This is a genomic window from Pseudomonas sp. DW-iso3 (assembly GCF_058725305.1).
In genome coordinates this window covers 61,487-76,901 of sequence record NZ_JBZXDZ010000001.1, presented here as the reverse complement: position 1 = coordinate 76,901, position 15,415 = coordinate 61,487, and the positions used below count along the sequence as shown (strand labels likewise).

Sequence of the window (15,415 nt, the reverse complement as noted above, 5' to 3'; positions counted from 1 at the left end):
AGAAGCTGGCGTGTAGTCAGAAGTTCCAGTGGATAACACCGGAATTTCACGAAATTTTCACGCACCAAAGCTTCGCACAACGCCCGGATATTTCCATAGTGTCGGTAGGATATTTCTTAGCTGATACACATCGCCACTGGTCCAGAACTGTGCAGGTTCAGGCTTGCCGTCGGCCAACAGGTCGCGCTCGCCCAGCAAACGCTTGAGCTGGCGGGCCACGGCAGCGCCGGTGTCGATGAGGATGATGCTGGGAGGCAACATCTGCGCCAGGAGTGGCTTGAGGAAGGGGTAGTGGGTGCAGCCAAGGATGATGGTGTCACAGCCGGCGCTGAGCAGCGGCTCGATGTATCCCTGCAACATCTTGCGCAGGGCGGGGCTGTTCAGGTCGCCGGTTTCAATCAGTTCCACCAGCCCTGGGCAGGGTTGGGTAATGACCCGCACATCCGTCGCGAAACGGTCGAGTAATGCCGCGAATTTGGCGCTTTGCAGGGTACCGGTGGTGGCAAGCACGCCGACCACGCCACTACGGGTCGCTGCGGCGGCCGGTTTGACGGCCGGCTCCATGCCCACCAGTGGCCAGTCGGGATAATCCTGGCGCAAGTCAGCAACCGCCGCGACCGTCGCGGTATTGCAAGCGATCACAAAGGCCTTGGCGCCCTTTTCGCGGAAAAACTCGGCAACCAACCGCGATCGCTCGCGAATGAACGCGGGCGTTTTCTCTCCATAGGGGATATGCCCGCAGTCGGCCACGTACAGCAACGACTCATGGGGCAACAATTGCTGGATTTCGTCCAATACCGACAAACCGCCGACACCGGAGTCGAACACACCAATAGGCGCGCCCTTAACCATGCTGAGTCCCGCAGACGCTACAACCGGGGTCACGCTTGACGCGCAATTCGCGAAAGCGCGTGGTCAAGGCATCGATGAGCAACAGGCGGCCCACCAACGGCTCACCGAACCCGGCCAGCAGTTTCAAGGCTTCCAGCGCTTGCAAGCTGCCGACCAGCCCCACCAGCGGGCCGACCACGCCGGCTTCGCTGCAAGTGAGTTCGGTATCGCTGCCGTGCCCGTATAAACAGTGGTAGCACGGGCTTTCGGCGCGACGCGGGTCGAATACCGACAGCTGCCCTTCAAGGCGAATGGCTGCACCGCTGATCAAGGGTTTAGCCGCCGCGACGCAAGCCGCGTTGACCGCTTCGCGGGTGGAGAAGTTATCGCTGCAATCGAGCACCACGTCCACCGCTTCGACCGCGGCTGCCAGTGAATCAACATCCAGGGCGGTGCGGTGGGCGATCAGCTTGATCTCGGGGTTGATAGCCGTCAGGCGGCGCAAGGCCGAATCGACCTTGGTCTGCCCGACGCTGTCGGTGTCATGGATGATCTGGCGTTGCAGGTTGGTCAGGTCGACGGTGTCGAAGTCCGCCAGGTGCAACTCGCCCACACCGGCTGCCGCCAGGTAAAGCGCAACGGGTGCGCCCAGGCCACCGAGGCCGATGATCAGCGCCCGGCTGTTTTTCAGGCGCAATTGGCCGTCAATGTCGACATGCTGCAACAGAATCTGTCGGCTATAGCGCAACAGCTCCTGATCGGTCAGCACGGACGGCGTCCCAGGGTAATGCGCTCGTGACCGCCGAGATCGATACGGCTGTGTACGTCTTCGAAACCTTCACTCAACAGCAGGTCGCGCACGGCGGGGGCCTGGTCGTAACCATGCTCCAGCAGCAATCGCCCACCGGCATTCAGGTGAGCGGGAGCGTGTTTGATGATCAGGCGCAGGTCGTCCAAACCATCATGGCCGGCCACCAGTGCACTGGCCGGTTCAAAGCGCACATCGCCCGCCACAAGGTGCGGATCATTGGCGGCGATGTAAGGCGGGTTGCTGATGATCAGGTCATAGGTATGACCTTGCAACGCGCTGAACCAATGGCTGTTCAGCACCGTGGCGTTAGTGAGGTGCAGCCGCTGGCGATTGCGCTCGGCCAAGGCCACGGCTTCCAGCACGCGGTCGACGGCGGTGACCTGCCAGGCCGGGCGTTCGCTGGCCAGGGCCAAAGCGATGGCGCCGCTGCCGGTGCCCAGGTCGAGGACCTTGGCGGGTGTGGCCGCTAACAACTCCAGGGCGGCTTCCACCAGCAATTCAGTGTCCGGGCGCGGGATCAGCGTGTGGGGCGCGACCTCCAGGTCCAACTTCCAGAAGCCTTGCTGGCCAAGAATATAGGCCACCGGCTCACCGCCACGACGGCGTTGCAGGAAACCGGCAAAGGTCAGCGCGTCTTCGCTGGTGACGATTTTTTCCGGCCAGGTGTGCAGGTAACTGCGCGACTTGCCCAACGCCGCCGCCAGCAACAATTCGGCATCCAGACGCGCTGTGGGCGAGTCCGGCAGGTCGGCGGCGCGCAGCAGGCTGGCGATGATGGTCATTTATTCACCTATCGCTGCGAGTTGATCTGCCTGGTATTCGGCGAGCAACGGCTCGATCACCGCGTCGACACCCCCGGCAAGAATCTCGTCCAGGGAGTAAAGCGTGAGGTTGACCCGATGGTCGGTGACCCGGCCCTGGGCAAAGTTGTAGGTACGGATTCGTTCGGAGCGATCGCCCGAACCCACCAAGAGCTTACGTTCGCTGGCAATCGCGTTGGCGGCGGCGCTGGTCTGCTGGTCGTTGAGCTTGGCCGACAGCCACGACATCGCCCGCGCGCGGTTCTTGTGCTGGGAACGTTCTTCCTGGCACTCCACCACGATGCCAGAGGGCAAGTGGGTGATGCGGATGGCGGAGTCGGTCTTGTTGACGTGCTGACCACCCGCGCCCGACGAGCGGTAGGTATCGATGCGCAAGTCCGCCGGATTGATCTCGATGGCTTCCTGTTCGTCCGGCTCGGGCAGCACGGCGACAGTGCACGCGGAAGTGTGGATACGACCTTGGGACTCGGTCGCCGGCACGCGTTGTACGCGGTGCGCGCCAGACTCGAACTTGAGCTTGCCGTAAACGTTATCGCCTTCAACCCGCGCGATGACTTCTTTATAGCCGCCGTGTTCGCCCTCGTTCTCGGACAGGATTTCCACCCGCCAACCGCGACGCTCGGCGTAACGCGAATACATGCGGAACAGGTCGCCGGAGAAGATCGCCGCCTCGTCGCCGCCAGTGCCGGCACGGATTTCGAGGAAGACGTTACGCCCGTCGTTCGGGTCCTTGGGCAGCAGCATGCGTTGCAGATCGCCTTCCAGCGCGGCGAGTTTTTCCTTGGCTTCGCGAACTTCTTCCACGGCCATCTCGCGCATGTCCGGGTCGCTGTCCTTAAGCAGTGCCTGGGCGCCTTCAAGGTCGGCCTGCACTTTGAGCAGGTTCTTGTAGGTAGCCACCACCGGCTCAACGTCGGCGTACTCCTTGGAATAGGCACGGAACTTGGTTTGATCGGAGATGACTTCGCCATCGCCAAGCAAAGCGGTCAGTTCTTCGAAACGGTCCTGGAGCACGTCCAGTTTATTGAGCAGTGACGCTTTCATTGCGATTTTTTATCCGAAGAGCTATCTGACGCGCCCTCACCGAGGGCAAAGAGTTCCTGGGCCATGGCCAGCGCATCGAGGCGGCCTTCGGCAGTAAGCTTTTTCAATTGTACGCTGGGTGCGTGGAGCAGCTTGTTGGTGAGACCGCGAGCCAGTTGCATCAGCACTTCTTCGGCGCTGCTGCCGTTGGCCAACAAACGCTGAGCCTTGATCAGCTCCTCGTCGCGCAAGCGCTCGCCCTGCTGACGATACGCCTTGAGCACATCCACCGCCGCCAATTCACGCAGGCGCACCATGAAATCTTCGGCGCCCGTGCTGACCATCTCTTCAGCGGCCTGGGCGGCGCCCTGGCGGCTCTTGAGGTTTTCGGCGACCACTTCGTGCAAATCGTCGACGCTATAGAGGTAAACGTCGTCCAACTCGCCGACTTCGGGTTCGATATCGCGGGGAACGGCGATATCCACCATAAAAATCGGCTTGTGCTTGCGCAGCTTCAACGCACTCTCGACCGCGCCCTTGCCAAGAATCGGCAACTGGCTGGCCGTGGAGCTGATGACGATATCGCTGCGCACCAGTTCGGCCGGGATATCCGATAGCAACACAGCATGGGCGCCGAACTGCTCGGCGAGGATGCTCGCGCGCTCCAGCGTACGGTTGGCGACCACGATGCGCTTCACGCCCAGGTCATGCAGGTGACGGGCGACCAGGGTGATGGTCTCGCCGGCGCCGATCAGCAGCGCCTGGCTGCGTTGCAAGTCACTGAAAATCTGTTTGGCCAGGCTGACGGCAGCAAACGCCACGGACACCGGGTTTTCACCGATGGCTGTATCGGTGCGTACTTGCTTGGCGGAGTTGAACGTGGCCTGGAACAACCGGCCCAGCAGCGGGCCGACGGTGCCTGCCTCACGCGCCACGGCGTAGGCGGACTTCATCTGGCCGAGGATCTGCGGCTCGCCCAGCACCAGCGAATCGAGACCGGCTGCCACACGCATCATGTGACGAACTGCCGCATCTTCTTCGTGCACATAAGCGCACGCACGGAGGTCATCGAGGCTCAAATGGTGAAAATCGGCCAGCCAGCGCAGTACGACATCCGCTGAAAGATGTTCCTGCTCTATATAGAGCTCGCTGCGATTGCAGGTCGAAAGGATCGCAGCTTCGCGACTGTCGGTGAGCCGGCAGAGCTGCTGCAGGGCCTCAACCAACTGCTCCGGCGTAAACGCCACGCGCTCGCGCACGTCTACGGAGGCAGTCTTGTGGTTAATACCGAGTGCGAGGAAGGCCATTCAATATCGCTGATGATGTCGGGAAGCCGACAATTGTCCTACTTCGATAGATTCAGAACAACCACCGTCGTCTATTGTCCCTATATGTTGTGCCTATGAAAGGCGTCCGCTGAGTCTCGGTTATGTTTGGCCGAAGGCTTGTGTCATGATGATCCGACCGCAGGTTAGTCGTCCTCTTCCTATATGAATAGATCTTCCGCGTTGCTCCTTGCTTTTGTCTTCCTCAGCGGCTGCCAGGCCATGGCACCCGTGTCGCCGGACGGTACGCCGCCGGTGGAAGACAGCACCCCCGCCCCTGAAAAGCCTAAGGTTTATTCCTCGTTCAGTGAAGAAACGGTGTTCAGCCTGCTGAGCGCGGAGCTGGCCGGCCAGCGCAATCGTTTCGATATTGCGCTGGATAACTACGTGACCCAGGCCATCAACACCCAGGATCCGGGGATTTCCGAGCGCGCGTTCCGCATCGCCGAGTACTTGGGTGCCGACCAGGCTGCGCTGGATACGTCGTTGATCTGGGCGAAAAACGCACCGGACGATCTGGAAGCCCAGCGGGCGGCAGCCGTTCAACTGGCACGCGCCGGGCGCTATGACGACTCCATGATCTATATGGAGAAGGTGCTGCAGGGTAAGGGCGATACCCATTTCGACTTCCTCGCGCTGTCGGCGGCCGACACTGACCAGGACACGCGCGATGGCCTGATGAAGAGCTTCGACCGCCTGCTGCAAAAACACCCGAAGAACAGCCAGCTGATTTTCGGCAAGGCCTTGCTGCTGCAACAGGATGACGAAGCCGACGCGGCGCTGAAACTTCTGGAGCAGAATCCGCCGGAAGAAGGCGAAATCGCCCCGATCCTGTTGCGCGCGCGCCTGCTGCAGAACCTCAATCGCGGCAAGGAAGCGATTCCGTTGCTGGAAAAAAGCATCAAGAAGTATCCCGAAGACAAGCGCCTGCGCCTGACCTATGCGCGCATGCTGGTAGAGCAGGACCGCATGGAGGACGCCAAAGTGCAGTTCGCCAGCCTGGTCCAGCAATACCCGGACGATGACGAACTGCGCTACTCCCTGGCACTGGTGTGCCTGGAAGCCAAGGCCTGGGACGAGGCCAAGGGTTACCTTGAAGAGCTGATCCAGCGCGAAAGCCATGTGGACTCGGCGCACCTGAACCTCGGCCGTATCGCCGAGGAGCGCAACGACCCGCAGGCTGCACTGCTCGAATACGCCCAAGTCGGCCCCGGCAATGACTACCTCCCGGCCCAGTTGCGCCAGGCTGACATCCTGATGAGCAACGGCCGCACCGACGAGGCGGAAAAGCGCCTGGCGGCTGCGCGCGATGCCGAGCCGGACTATGCGATCCAGCTGTACCTGATCCAGGCCGAGACCTTGTCGGCCAACAATCAGAGCGAGCGCGCCTGGAAACTGCTGCAACAAGCCTTGTTGCAATTCCCCGACGATTTGAACCTGCTGTATACCCGCGCCATGCAGGCGGAAAAACGCAATGACCTGGCACAGATGGAAAAAGACCTGCGCCTGATCATCAAACGCGACCCGGACAATGCCATGGCCCTCAACGCGCTGGGCTACACGCTGTCCGATCGCACCACGCGTTACGCCGAAGCCAAGGTGTTGATCGAACAGGCTCACAAGCTCAACCCGGAAGACCCGGCCGTGCTTGACAGCCTGGGCTGGGTGAATTACCGCCTGGGCAACCTGGACGAAGCCGAACGCCTGCTGCGCCAGGCGCTGGAGCGCTTCCCCGATCAGGAAGTCGCCGCTCACCTGGGCGAAGTGCTGTGGGCCAATGGCAAACAACGCGAAGCCCGCCAGATCTGGGAAAAATTCCTCAAGGAACAACCCGAAAGCCCCATCCTGCGCGGCACCATCAAACGCCTGACCGGATCCGAGACCCTTTAAGCTTATGTTCTTGCGCCACATTGTTGTTTTCAGCTTTATCGCCCTGCTCGCCGGTTGCGCGGGTTTCGGCGCCCGTGAATCCGTTGAAGGCCAGGGCAACCCGGCGCAATGGAAACAACACAAGGACCAGCTCAGCAGCATCGATGGCTGGCAGATCGAAGGCAAAGTGGGGGTTCGCGCGCCGAAGGACTCCGGCAGCGGCACCTTGTTCTGGCTGCAACGCCAGGATTACTACGATATTCGCCTGTCCGGCCCGCTGGGACGTGGCGCGGCGCGCCTGACGGGTCGACCGGGGCAAGTCAGCCTCGAAGTGGCCAACCAGGGGCGTTATGAAGCGACCTCGCCGGAAGCGCTGCTGGAAGAACAGATTGGCTGGAAGCTGCCGGTGTCTCACCTGGTCTGGTGGGTACGCGGTCTGCCCGCGCCTGACAGCAAGAGTCGCCTGAGCCTCAATGGCGACAGCCGCCTGGCAACGCTGGAACAAGATGGCTGGCAGGTGGAGTATTTGAGCTATGTGGAACAAAGCGGCTATTGGCTGCCCGAGCGCATCAAGCTGCACGGCACCGACCTTGACGTCACGCTGGTGATCAAGGACTGGCAACCGCGCAAGCTGGGGCAATAACGTGACCGGACAAACATTGACCCTGCCCTCCCCGGCCAAGCTCAATCTGATGCTGCACATTCTCGGTCGCCGTGAAGACGGCTATCACGAGTTGCAAACACTGTTTCAATTTCTCGACTACGGCGATGAACTGACCTTCGCCGTGCGCGACGATGGCGTGATCAAGCTGCATACCGAATTCGAAGGCGTCCCTCACGACAGCAACTTGATCGTGAAGGCGGCGAAAAAACTTCAGGAGCAATCCGGTTGCCGGCTCGGCATCGATATCTGGATCGATAAAATTTTGCCCATGGGCGGTGGAATCGGTGGCGGCAGCTCGAATGCCGCCACCACATTGCTGGGTCTGAATCATTTATGGCAACTGGGCTGGGACGATGATCGCCTGGCAGCGCTGGGCCTGACGCTGGGCGCCGACGTCCCGGTTTTCGTGCGTGGGCACGCGGCTTTCGCCGAGGGCGTAGGGGAAAAACTCACCCCCGAATACCCCGAAGAGCCGTGGTATGTCGTGCTTGTTCCGCAAGTATCTGTAAGTACAGCAGAAATTTTTTCAGATCCACTGTTGACACGTAACTCTCCTCCCATTAAAGTGCGCCCCGTTCCCAAGGGAAACAGTCGAAATGACTGCTTACCGGTTGTAGCAAGGCGTTATCCAGAAGTACGTAACGCTTTGAATTTGTTAGGTAAATTTACCGAAGCAAAATTAACCGGAACTGGAAGTTGTGTGTTTGGGGGCTTCCCAAGCAAAGCTGAAGCTGATAAAGTCTCGGCCCTTCTTACAGAGACCCTTACAGGGTTTGTAGCAAAGGGAAGCAACGTTTCGATGTTGCATCGCAAGCTGCAAAGTCTGCTCTAAAGGAACCGAGTGTTAGGCACTCGTTGCAACAGATACAGGGGCGTCGCCAAGCGGTAAGGCAGCAGGTTTTGATCCTGCCATGCGTTGGTTCGAATCCAGCCGCCCCTGCCATTTCTATACTCATCCAGGTTACCCTCAGCCTCTAGGTACTGCGCGTGTCCAAGATGATGGTCTTTACGGGGAATGCTAACCCCGATCTGGCTCGACGTGTCGTACGTCAGCTGCATATCCCTCTCGGTGACATCTCTGTCGGTAAGTTTTCCGACGGCGAAATTACAGCCGAGATCAATGAAAACGTCCGCGGTAAAGACGTCTTCATTATTCAGCCGACTTGCGCTCCGACCAACGATAACCTGATGGAACTCGTCGTGATGGCTGATGCCTTCCGCCGCTCCTCAGCGACTCGAATCACAGCTGTAATCCCTTACTTTGGTTATGCCCGTCAGGATCGCCGTCCGCGTTCCGCACGTGTGGCTATCAGCGCGAAAGTCGTTGCTGACATGCTCACCGTGGTAGGTATCGACCGTGTGCTCACGGTTGACCTGCACGCTGACCAAATCCAGGGGTTCTTCGATATTCCGGTAGATAACATCTACGGCTCCCCAGTATTGGTGGATGACATCGAAGACCAGCGCTTTGAAAACCTGATGATCGTGTCCCCGGACATTGGTGGCGTCGTGCGTGCACGGGCTGTTGCCAAATCCCTGGGCGTGGACCTCGGGATCATCGACAAACGCCGCGAGAAAGCCAATCACTCTGAAGTGATGCATATCATCGGTGATGTCGAAGGGCGTACCTGTATTCTGGTTGATGACATGGTCGACACCGCCGGCACCCTGTGCCACGCGGCGAAAGCCTTGAAAGAGCACGGTGCGGCTAAAGTCTTCGCCTACTGCACACACCCTGTGCTGTCGGGCCGAGCGATCGAGAACATCGAGAACTCCGTGTTGGACGAACTGGTGGTGACTAACACCATCCCGTTGTCCGCCGCAGCTCAAGCCTGTGCGCGTATCCGTCAACTGGATATCGCACCGGTCGTTGCCGAGGCGGTCCGCCGCATCAGCAATGAAGAATCGATCAGCGCGATGTTCCGCTAAGGGTCAAACCTTCGGCACATCCCACTGACGAAAAGCGCCCCGCCCCGACATTCTGTTGGGGCGGGGCTTTTTTGCCCATGTCGAGTACGGCGCTGGTCGCAAACGCCCCTCGATGATGGCTATTTTGGAGATACAAAATGACTGACTTTACTCTGAACGCTCAAGCGCGTACTGACCTGGGGAAAGGTGCGAGCCGCCGCCTGCGTCACGCCGCCAACATCCCAGCCGTTGTATACGGTGGCAACAAGCCTGCTGAATCCGTGACCATCCTGGCCAAGGAAATCGCCAAGCTGTTCGAAAACGAAGCTGCCTACAGCCACGTTATCGAACTGAACGTCGACGGCGCCAAGCAGAACGTCATCGTTAAAGCGATGCAGCGTCACCCGTCCAAGCAGTTCATCATGCACGCTGACTTCGTTCGCGTTGTAGCTGGCCAGAAACTGACCGCTATCGTGCCTGTGCACTTTGTTGGCGAAGAAGCTCCGGTCAAGAAAGGCGGCGAGATCTCGCACGTCCTGAACGAAATCGAAGTGACCTGCCTGCCGAAAGACCTGCCTGAGTTCATCGAAGTCGACCTGTCGGCTCTGGAAGTCGGCGCAATCGTTCACCTGTCCGACCTCAAAGCCCCTAAAGGCGTTGAGTTTGTCGCACTGGCTCACGGTGATGACAAAGCTGTTGCCAACGTTCACGCTCCACGCGTTGCTCCAGAAGCTGAAGAAGGCGCTGCAGAGTAATTCACTCTGTATTGCCGGAGCTTGAGGAAACATCGCGGACCGAAACGTAGCGAGAAAGCGGGCGATAACGCGGCGTTTACTCTTGAGTAAATAGCTTCTGTCGTCCACTTTCGCCGCACACAGGTTGCGGCGATGTTATCCACAACTCCAAAGGAAGGGCCCCTGTCGTGACTGCCATTAAACTGATCGTTGGCCTGGGAAATCCAGGCGCCGAATACGAACAGACCCGGCATAACGCGGGGGCCCTTTTTGTTGAGCGCATCGCCCACGCCCAAGGTGTGAACCTGGTGGCCGATCGCAAATATTTTGGCCTGACCGGGCGCTTCTCGCACCAGGGTCAGGATGTTCGTCTGCTGATTCCCACCACCTACATGAACCGCAGCGGCCAGGCTGTCGCGGCGCTTGCGGGGTTCTTCCGGATCAAACCCGAGGAAATCCTGGTGGCCCATGACGAATTGGACCTGCCGCCCGGTGTCGCCAAGCTCAAGCTCGGCGGTGGGCACGGCGGGCACAACGGCCTGCGCGACATCATCGCGCAGTTGGGTAATCAGAATAATTTCTACCGCCTGCGGCTCGGCATTGGCCACCCAGGCGTTGCCAGTATGGTTTCAAATTTCGTCCTGGGTCGTGCGCCACGCGCCGAACAGGAAAAACTCGATGCCAGCATCGACTTTGCCCTCGGCGTGCTGCCGGATATCTTCGCCGGTGAATGGAACCGCGCGATGAAAAACCTGCACAGCCAGAAGGCCTGACTCTTACCGAGGGGAAACACCATGGGATTCAATTGTGGCATCGTCGGCCTGCCCAACGTCGGCAAATCCACCCTGTTCAACGCCCTGACCAAGTCCGGTATTGCAGCGGAGAACTTCCCCTTCTGCACCATCGAGCCCAACAGCGGTATCGTGCCGATGCCGGATCCACGCCTGGACGCCCTGGCGGCCATCGTCAATCCAAAGCGCATCCTGCCGACCACCATGGAATTCGTCGACATCGCCGGCCTGGTCGCAGGCGCGTCGAAAGGTGAAGGCCTGGGCAACAAGTTCCTGGCCAACATCCGTGAAACCGATGCCATCGCCCACGTGGTCCGCTGCTTTGAAGACGAGAACGTGATTCACGTCTCCAACAGCGTCGACCCGAAACGCGACATCGAGATCATCGACCTGGAACTGATCTTTGCCGACCTCGACAGCTGCGAGAAGCAACTGCAGAAAGTCGCGCGCAACGCCAAGGGTGGTGACAAGGACGCCGTAGTCCAGAAAGGCCTGCTGGAGCAGTTGATCGCGCACTTCACCCTGGGCAAGCCGGCACGCAGCCTGATGAAGACCATGGGCGCTGACGAGAAGGCCGTAATCAAAGGCTTCCACCTGCTGACCACCAAGCCAGTGATGTACATTGCCAACGTCGCCGAAGATGGCTTCGAGAACAACCCACTGCTTGATGTGGTCAAGGCCATTGCCGACGAAGAAGGCGCCATCGTTGTTCCGGTGTGCAACAAGATCGAAGCGGAAATAGCCGAACTCGACGACGGCGAAGAAAAAGACATGTTCCTTGAGGCCCTGGGCCTGGAAGAGCCTGGCCTGAACCGCGTGATCCGCGCCGGCTACGAGATGCTCAACCTGCAGACCTACTTCACCGCCGGTGTCGAAGAAGTTCGCGCCTGGACCGTCAAGGTCGGTGCTACCGCACCGCAGGCTGCCGGTGTGATCCATACCGACTTCGAAAAAGGTTTTATCCGTGCCGAAGTAATCGCCTACAACGACTTCATTCAGTTCAAGGGTGAAGCCGGTGCCAAGGAAGCGGGCAAGTGGCGCTTGGAAGGCAAGGAATACATCGTAAAAGATGGCGATGTGATGCACTTCCGCTTCAACGTGTAAGCGTTACCTGCGGTTTATACCGCGAATAAAAAGCCGATGCATTGCATCGGCTTTTTTGTGGGCGTTTGAATTTCGCTAACGAAAAAATTAAAAACGTCATGAGTGATACATTTGCTCATGAATTTTAAAAGCTCAATAGGAGACCCCCAATGAAAAGCCTCAATGCAAAAACACCTCTTTAGAATATTTCCTTGCAACGTTAAGACTTCCCCTACGTCTGAAATGGCGAAACTCACCCAGCAAGACTTGAAACTTTTTTATTGGCTGAAACGTATAACTTTCACGTCACCCAACGCCCTGACCAGTTCATGACAACATAAAAAAATCCTGTTTAACTGCGCTCATATGGAGATAGCCCTCATCATGCGGCCACCGCACTGGAGCAAAATATTATGTCGACGCTCAATCAGAATAGTCTTATAGAAGATATAACTTTCTCTGATTGCCCGAGCATCGAAACGACTATAAACAACACCGCCGCTCTGGATATAGATATTCTGCTATTAGGAGAAACAGGGACGGGTAAAGATACGTTGGCACAACATATTCATTACCTATCCCAGCGTAAGGGAAACTTCGTTGCCGTCAACTGCGCCGCCATTCCGGAAAGCCTTGCCGAGAGCCAGCTGTTCGGCGTAAACAGCGGCGCCTATACGGGGGCCATGCAATCCCGGGCTGGATTCGTTGAAGCAGCCCATCTGGGCACCTTATACCTCGATGAAATCGATAGCATGCCACTGACGCTACAAGCCAAGCTGTTACGCGTGCTGGAATCCCGTGGAGTCGAGCGTCTGGGCTCGACCCGGTTTATCCCTGTGGATATGCGCGTGATCGCATCTGCCCAACGCGTCTTGCACGAGATGGTCGAACAAGGCACTTTTAGACGTGATCTCTACTTCCGCTTGAATGTCGTCAGCATCCACCTTCCGGCCTTGCGGGATCGACGAGCGCGAATCATCCCTATGTTCCTCCACATGATTCAGCAAGAAGCTGATCATTTCAAACTCGCCTACCCTCCCCCTCCCGATAGCCAATTGTTGCAGCAGTTGCTGTGCCACCCCTGGAAGGGCAATGTCCGCGAGCTTCGATCTACGGCGAAGCGCTTTGTATTGGGCCTGCCTCCGCTTTCAGCAACCGTGATCACCCGACAGGAAATAGAGATGGGCCTGAAGGCGCGCCTGCATCAGATGGAAAAATCGCTGATTGAAGAGTGCCTGCGCCAAAATAGCCATTGTGTGGACAGTGCGGCAACCGAACTGGGCGTTCCCAAAAGAACCCTGTATCACCGCATAAAGCACTTGGGAGTGTCACTGGGTTGAGCGCACCGGAAACAAACCAATACATTTATTGAAACATAGCCTCCAGCGATGCGTGGAACGCATACATTTCTTGAACCACATAATTGATGGAACGGCACTACGGATGGAGAGTTTTTTCTTAAGGCGTGCTGTTTCACTTACACATATTAATTACGGAGAACACTATGGCTATTCCTAGCGGATCATCCTACTCACCTTATTCGGGCGGCTACGGCGGTGGCCAAATGTCTGCTCAAGATGCTGACCAAGGCTTGGAAGCTGCAGAAGCAAAAAAACGCGCAGATGGTGTAAAAAACGCATTTAAGGGTGCAGAAAACCAAAATACCTCGGGTATCAAGGCAGCATCCGACAAACTCAACGTTTAATAGCTTCAACTTACAAAAGCCTTCCTGCGGCCCCGGCGGGGAAGGCTTTTTAAGCAAACACGGAGATAAGCCCCCTCAACGTTAGTTTCGACGTTACAGGATCCTACTATGATAGGCATTATTAAGCAGACTGAACGCAACTCTCTATCCGAGTCCCTCACAGACCATAAATTAACGGACTTGAGTACGGATATTGACTTTTTTAACGCCGCCGTAACCGCTTCATCATTTTCGAAACACGCCACGGGTAGCACCGTTACGCAAAACTTACTTTCCGAGGCAGCAGGCAAGCTAAGTTCTGTGACGGACCGTATGACTAGAAGCCTGCGTGCCTTGAGCAGCCCGAATAAGCTGGATGAAGCTCGAAAATATCCGGGCCAACTTTCCGACGCGCTCCTACTTCAGCAGATGCTGTCAAAATCCGTCGGTAAAACCGCACAATGCATTGATAAAATCAGCAGTCTTCAGTAGGTTAAAATGAATCACCTGCTACCGTTTGTATTGGTTATATGTCTCTCTCTCCTGCTGCAGGCCTGTAGTGAACGGGTCGAGCTTCATCGTCAGCTAACTGAGCAAGAGGCTAACGAGGTAGTAGCGGAGCTGGCTGACAAACATATCCGCGCCACTAAAGTTCCGGCAAAAGATGGCGTTATCGTTGTTGTCAACGCCACCGAGATTGCGCGTGCAGTGCGAACGCTGGAGGCCGTAGGGCTCCCTCGGGCAGCACGCACTACGCTGGGTAACACCTTTCGTAAAGAAGGTGTGATCTCAACGCCACTGGAAGAAAGAGCGCGCTATATATATGCATTGTCTCAAGAACTTGAAACAACGCTATCGAATATTGACGGCGTTATCGTCGCCCGGGTCCATGTGGTATTGCCTGAGCGCGTCGCGCCTGGAGAGCCTGTGCAACCTGCCTCTGCGTCAGTGTTCATCAAACATGATCCGAGGCTTGACCCAGACAACATCAGGGCGCGTGTTCGCAGGATGGTTGCTAGCAGCTTACCGGGCATGGCCACGGCGGTCGACAACTCGCAAAAATTGACCGTCGTGTTCGTGCCGGCGACAGCTTATCTGGAGCAACAGCGGTTGGCTTACTTCGGGCCGTTCCTGGTTCCCGAAGATGACCTCGGTTTCTGGAGAATCTGTGTGACTGTTTCGCTGCTCGCGGTGGTGTTCATGGTATCGGGAGGTATGTTCTGGCAAAAGCGAAAGCAACGAGTTATGCCGACGCCTGACGTGCGCGCTCAAACACATGAAGTGTCTTCCAGCATGACTACTCATTCCAGCAATGAGTAATCTCGCCTGGGCCCAATGGTGGGCCGCCCCCTGGTTATATGCGCATGAAGACTGGAAAAGCATCGATAACTACGCGGCACTTATACAACTCCATCGCAGCGGGCAGGTGGCTACGGGGACACATTTCGGTATTGCTCCATGCCTACCTCCGATGCCTGACCCTGCATTAATTCAACTGGCGACTGCTTCTGCGGAGCAACTTGATCTGGCGATTGCGTTGATTGAGGGCATTTGCCGCCCGGCCTATGCGACAGCATTGGATGAGCATCATCACCTGTGGTGTAACAGCCTATCCAAGGCTCTGCCACTTGATATCGTGCAGCCTGATAACGACGCATTGCAATTGCTACGCGCCTGGATTCCTCCGGCGACCTGGCAGCGGATCCGCCTGCGCTTTCCTCGCCAACGTGTACTTGATCTAGAGCAAATGCCATTGGCGCTCAAGGGTTCGCACAGCCGCCTTGATACGCTCTGGCATGCTGTCGTGTGGCGTATTGGCGCCATGGATGGCACCCGCAATCCTGTTGATTCATGGGAGCATGGAGAATAAC

Annotated in this window: 17 protein-coding genes and 1 tRNA gene; 13 read left to right on the top strand and 5 right to left on the bottom strand. The window is 57.6% G+C overall.

Annotated elements, in window-relative coordinates; genetic code table 11:
- Positions 1–57 precede the first annotated feature (57 nt).
- The 5 genes from murI to hemA are packed head-to-tail and all read right to left on the bottom strand — an operon-like array spanning position 58 to position 4,793.
- A complete protein-coding gene (gene murI / locus AC4PS7_RS00360; protein ID WP_010213307.1) occupies positions 58–852 on the bottom strand; it encodes a glutamate racemase in 795 nt (264 codons plus the stop codon).
- Positions 845–1,600: a molybdopterin-synthase adenylyltransferase MoeB gene (locus tag AC4PS7_RS00355; protein WP_010213308.1), complete on the bottom strand. Its 756-nt coding sequence runs from the start codon at positions 1,598–1,600 to the stop codon at positions 845–847. Before AC4PS7_RS00355 ends, murI begins: the two co-directional genes overlap by 8 nt.
- Complete coding sequence (gene prmC / locus AC4PS7_RS00350) at positions 1,594–2,424, bottom strand: peptide chain release factor N(5)-glutamine methyltransferase (RefSeq protein ID WP_010213309.1); 831 nt, start codon at positions 2,422–2,424, stop codon at positions 1,594–1,596. Before prmC ends, AC4PS7_RS00355 begins: the two co-directional genes overlap by 7 nt.
- Positions 2,425–3,507, bottom strand: a complete 1,083-nt coding sequence (prfA, locus tag AC4PS7_RS00345; protein WP_010213310.1) for a peptide chain release factor 1 — start codon at positions 3,505–3,507, stop codon at positions 2,425–2,427.
- Positions 3,504–4,793: a glutamyl-tRNA reductase gene (hemA, locus tag AC4PS7_RS00340; protein ID WP_010213311.1), complete on the bottom strand. Its 1,290-nt coding sequence runs from the start codon at positions 4,791–4,793 to the stop codon at positions 3,504–3,506. The genes prfA and hemA overlap by 4 nt, the downstream gene beginning before the upstream one ends.
- A gap of 183 nt (positions 4,794–4,976) precedes the next feature.
- On the opposite strand from hemA, the gene AC4PS7_RS00335 reads away from it, so the two are divergent.
- The 13 genes from AC4PS7_RS00335 (at position 4,977) to AC4PS7_RS00275 (ending at position 15,414) form a co-directional block, all read left to right on the top strand.
- On the top strand, positions 4,977–6,701 hold the full coding sequence (locus AC4PS7_RS00335; RefSeq protein WP_010213313.1) for a tetratricopeptide repeat protein: 1,725 nt from the start codon (positions 4,977–4,979) through the stop codon (positions 6,699–6,701).
- A gap of 4 nt (positions 6,702–6,705) precedes the next feature.
- Positions 6,706–7,323, top strand: a complete 618-nt coding sequence (gene lolB, locus AC4PS7_RS00330) for a lipoprotein insertase outer membrane protein LolB (RefSeq protein WP_069673371.1) — start codon at positions 6,706–6,708, stop codon at positions 7,321–7,323.
- Between the two features lie 49 nt (positions 7,324–7,372).
- Positions 7,373–8,176 (top strand): 4-(cytidine 5'-diphospho)-2-C-methyl-D-erythritol kinase, encoded by an 804-nt coding sequence (gene ispE / locus AC4PS7_RS00325; RefSeq protein ID WP_197999077.1) that lies wholly within the window; start codon positions 7,373–7,375, stop codon positions 8,174–8,176.
- Positions 8,177–8,212: 36 nt separating this feature from the next.
- A tRNA-Gln gene (locus tag AC4PS7_RS00320) sits at positions 8,213–8,287 on the top strand.
- Positions 8,288–8,331: 44 nt separating this feature from the next.
- On the top strand, positions 8,332–9,273 hold the full coding sequence (locus tag AC4PS7_RS00315) for a ribose-phosphate pyrophosphokinase (RefSeq protein WP_003171603.1): 942 nt from the start codon (positions 8,332–8,334) through the stop codon (positions 9,271–9,273).
- A gap of 137 nt (positions 9,274–9,410) precedes the next feature.
- A complete protein-coding gene (locus tag AC4PS7_RS00310; protein WP_010213317.1) occupies positions 9,411–10,007 on the top strand; it encodes a 50S ribosomal protein L25/general stress protein Ctc in 597 nt (198 codons plus the stop codon).
- Between the two features lie 167 nt (positions 10,008–10,174).
- Complete coding sequence (gene pth, locus AC4PS7_RS00305; RefSeq protein WP_010213318.1) at positions 10,175–10,759, top strand: aminoacyl-tRNA hydrolase; 585 nt, start codon at positions 10,175–10,177, stop codon at positions 10,757–10,759.
- A 21-nt stretch (positions 10,760–10,780) separates the two neighbouring features.
- Entirely contained in the window at positions 10,781–11,881 is a 1,101-nt protein-coding gene (gene ychF / locus AC4PS7_RS00300; protein ID WP_010213320.1) for a redox-regulated ATPase YchF, read from the top strand.
- A gap of 392 nt (positions 11,882–12,273) precedes the next feature.
- Entirely contained in the window at positions 12,274–13,200 is a 927-nt protein-coding gene (locus AC4PS7_RS00295) for a sigma 54-interacting transcriptional regulator (RefSeq protein ID WP_305375498.1), read from the top strand.
- A gap of 164 nt (positions 13,201–13,364) precedes the next feature.
- A complete protein-coding gene (locus AC4PS7_RS00290) occupies positions 13,365–13,565 on the top strand; it encodes a hypothetical protein (RefSeq protein WP_137205936.1) in 201 nt (66 codons plus the stop codon).
- A gap of 108 nt (positions 13,566–13,673) precedes the next feature.
- Entirely contained in the window at positions 13,674–14,036 is a 363-nt protein-coding gene (locus AC4PS7_RS00285; protein ID WP_021491935.1) for a hypothetical protein, read from the top strand.
- Positions 14,037–14,042: 6 nt separating this feature from the next.
- On the top strand, positions 14,043–14,864 hold the full coding sequence (gene sctJ / locus AC4PS7_RS00280; RefSeq protein ID WP_305375497.1) for a type III secretion system inner membrane ring lipoprotein SctJ: 822 nt from the start codon (positions 14,043–14,045) through the stop codon (positions 14,862–14,864).
- A complete protein-coding gene (locus tag AC4PS7_RS00275) occupies positions 14,857–15,414 on the top strand; it encodes a hypothetical protein (RefSeq protein WP_047543658.1) in 558 nt (185 codons plus the stop codon). Before sctJ ends, AC4PS7_RS00275 begins: the two co-directional genes overlap by 8 nt.
- Position 15,415: the final 1 nt, after the last annotated feature.

Coding starts and splice junctions, on each gene's coding strand:
- AC4PS7_RS00275 (WP_047543658.1), top strand. CDS start 14,857: ATGAGTAATCTCGCCTGGGCCCAATGGTGGGCCGCCCCCTGGTTATAT.
- AC4PS7_RS00295 (WP_305375498.1), top strand. CDS start 12,274: ATGTCGACGCTCAATCAGAATAGTCTTATAGAAGATATAACTTTCTCT.
- AC4PS7_RS00290 (WP_137205936.1), top strand. CDS start 13,365: ATGGCTATTCCTAGCGGATCATCCTACTCACCTTATTCGGGCGGCTAC.
- AC4PS7_RS00335 (WP_010213313.1), top strand. CDS start 4,977: ATGAATAGATCTTCCGCGTTGCTCCTTGCTTTTGTCTTCCTCAGCGGC.
- ispE (WP_197999077.1), top strand. CDS start 7,373: ATGCTGCACATTCTCGGTCGCCGTGAAGACGGCTATCACGAGTTGCAA.
- lolB (WP_069673371.1), top strand. CDS start 6,706: ATGTTCTTGCGCCACATTGTTGTTTTCAGCTTTATCGCCCTGCTCGCC.
- prmC (WP_010213309.1), bottom strand. CDS start 2,424: ATGACCATCATCGCCAGCCTGCTGCGCGCCGCCGACCTGCCGGACTCG.
- AC4PS7_RS00310 (WP_010213317.1), top strand. CDS start 9,411: ATGACTGACTTTACTCTGAACGCTCAAGCGCGTACTGACCTGGGGAAA.
- AC4PS7_RS00285 (WP_021491935.1), top strand. CDS start 13,674: ATGATAGGCATTATTAAGCAGACTGAACGCAACTCTCTATCCGAGTCC.
- hemA (WP_010213311.1), bottom strand. CDS start 4,793: ATGGCCTTCCTCGCACTCGGTATTAACCACAAGACTGCCTCCGTAGAC.
- ychF (WP_010213320.1), top strand. CDS start 10,781: ATGGGATTCAATTGTGGCATCGTCGGCCTGCCCAACGTCGGCAAATCC.
- prfA (WP_010213310.1), bottom strand. CDS start 3,507: ATGAAAGCGTCACTGCTCAATAAACTGGACGTGCTCCAGGACCGTTTC.
- sctJ (WP_305375497.1), top strand. CDS start 14,043: ATGAATCACCTGCTACCGTTTGTATTGGTTATATGTCTCTCTCTCCTG.
- murI (WP_010213307.1), bottom strand. CDS start 852: ATGGTTAAGGGCGCGCCTATTGGTGTGTTCGACTCCGGTGTCGGCGGT.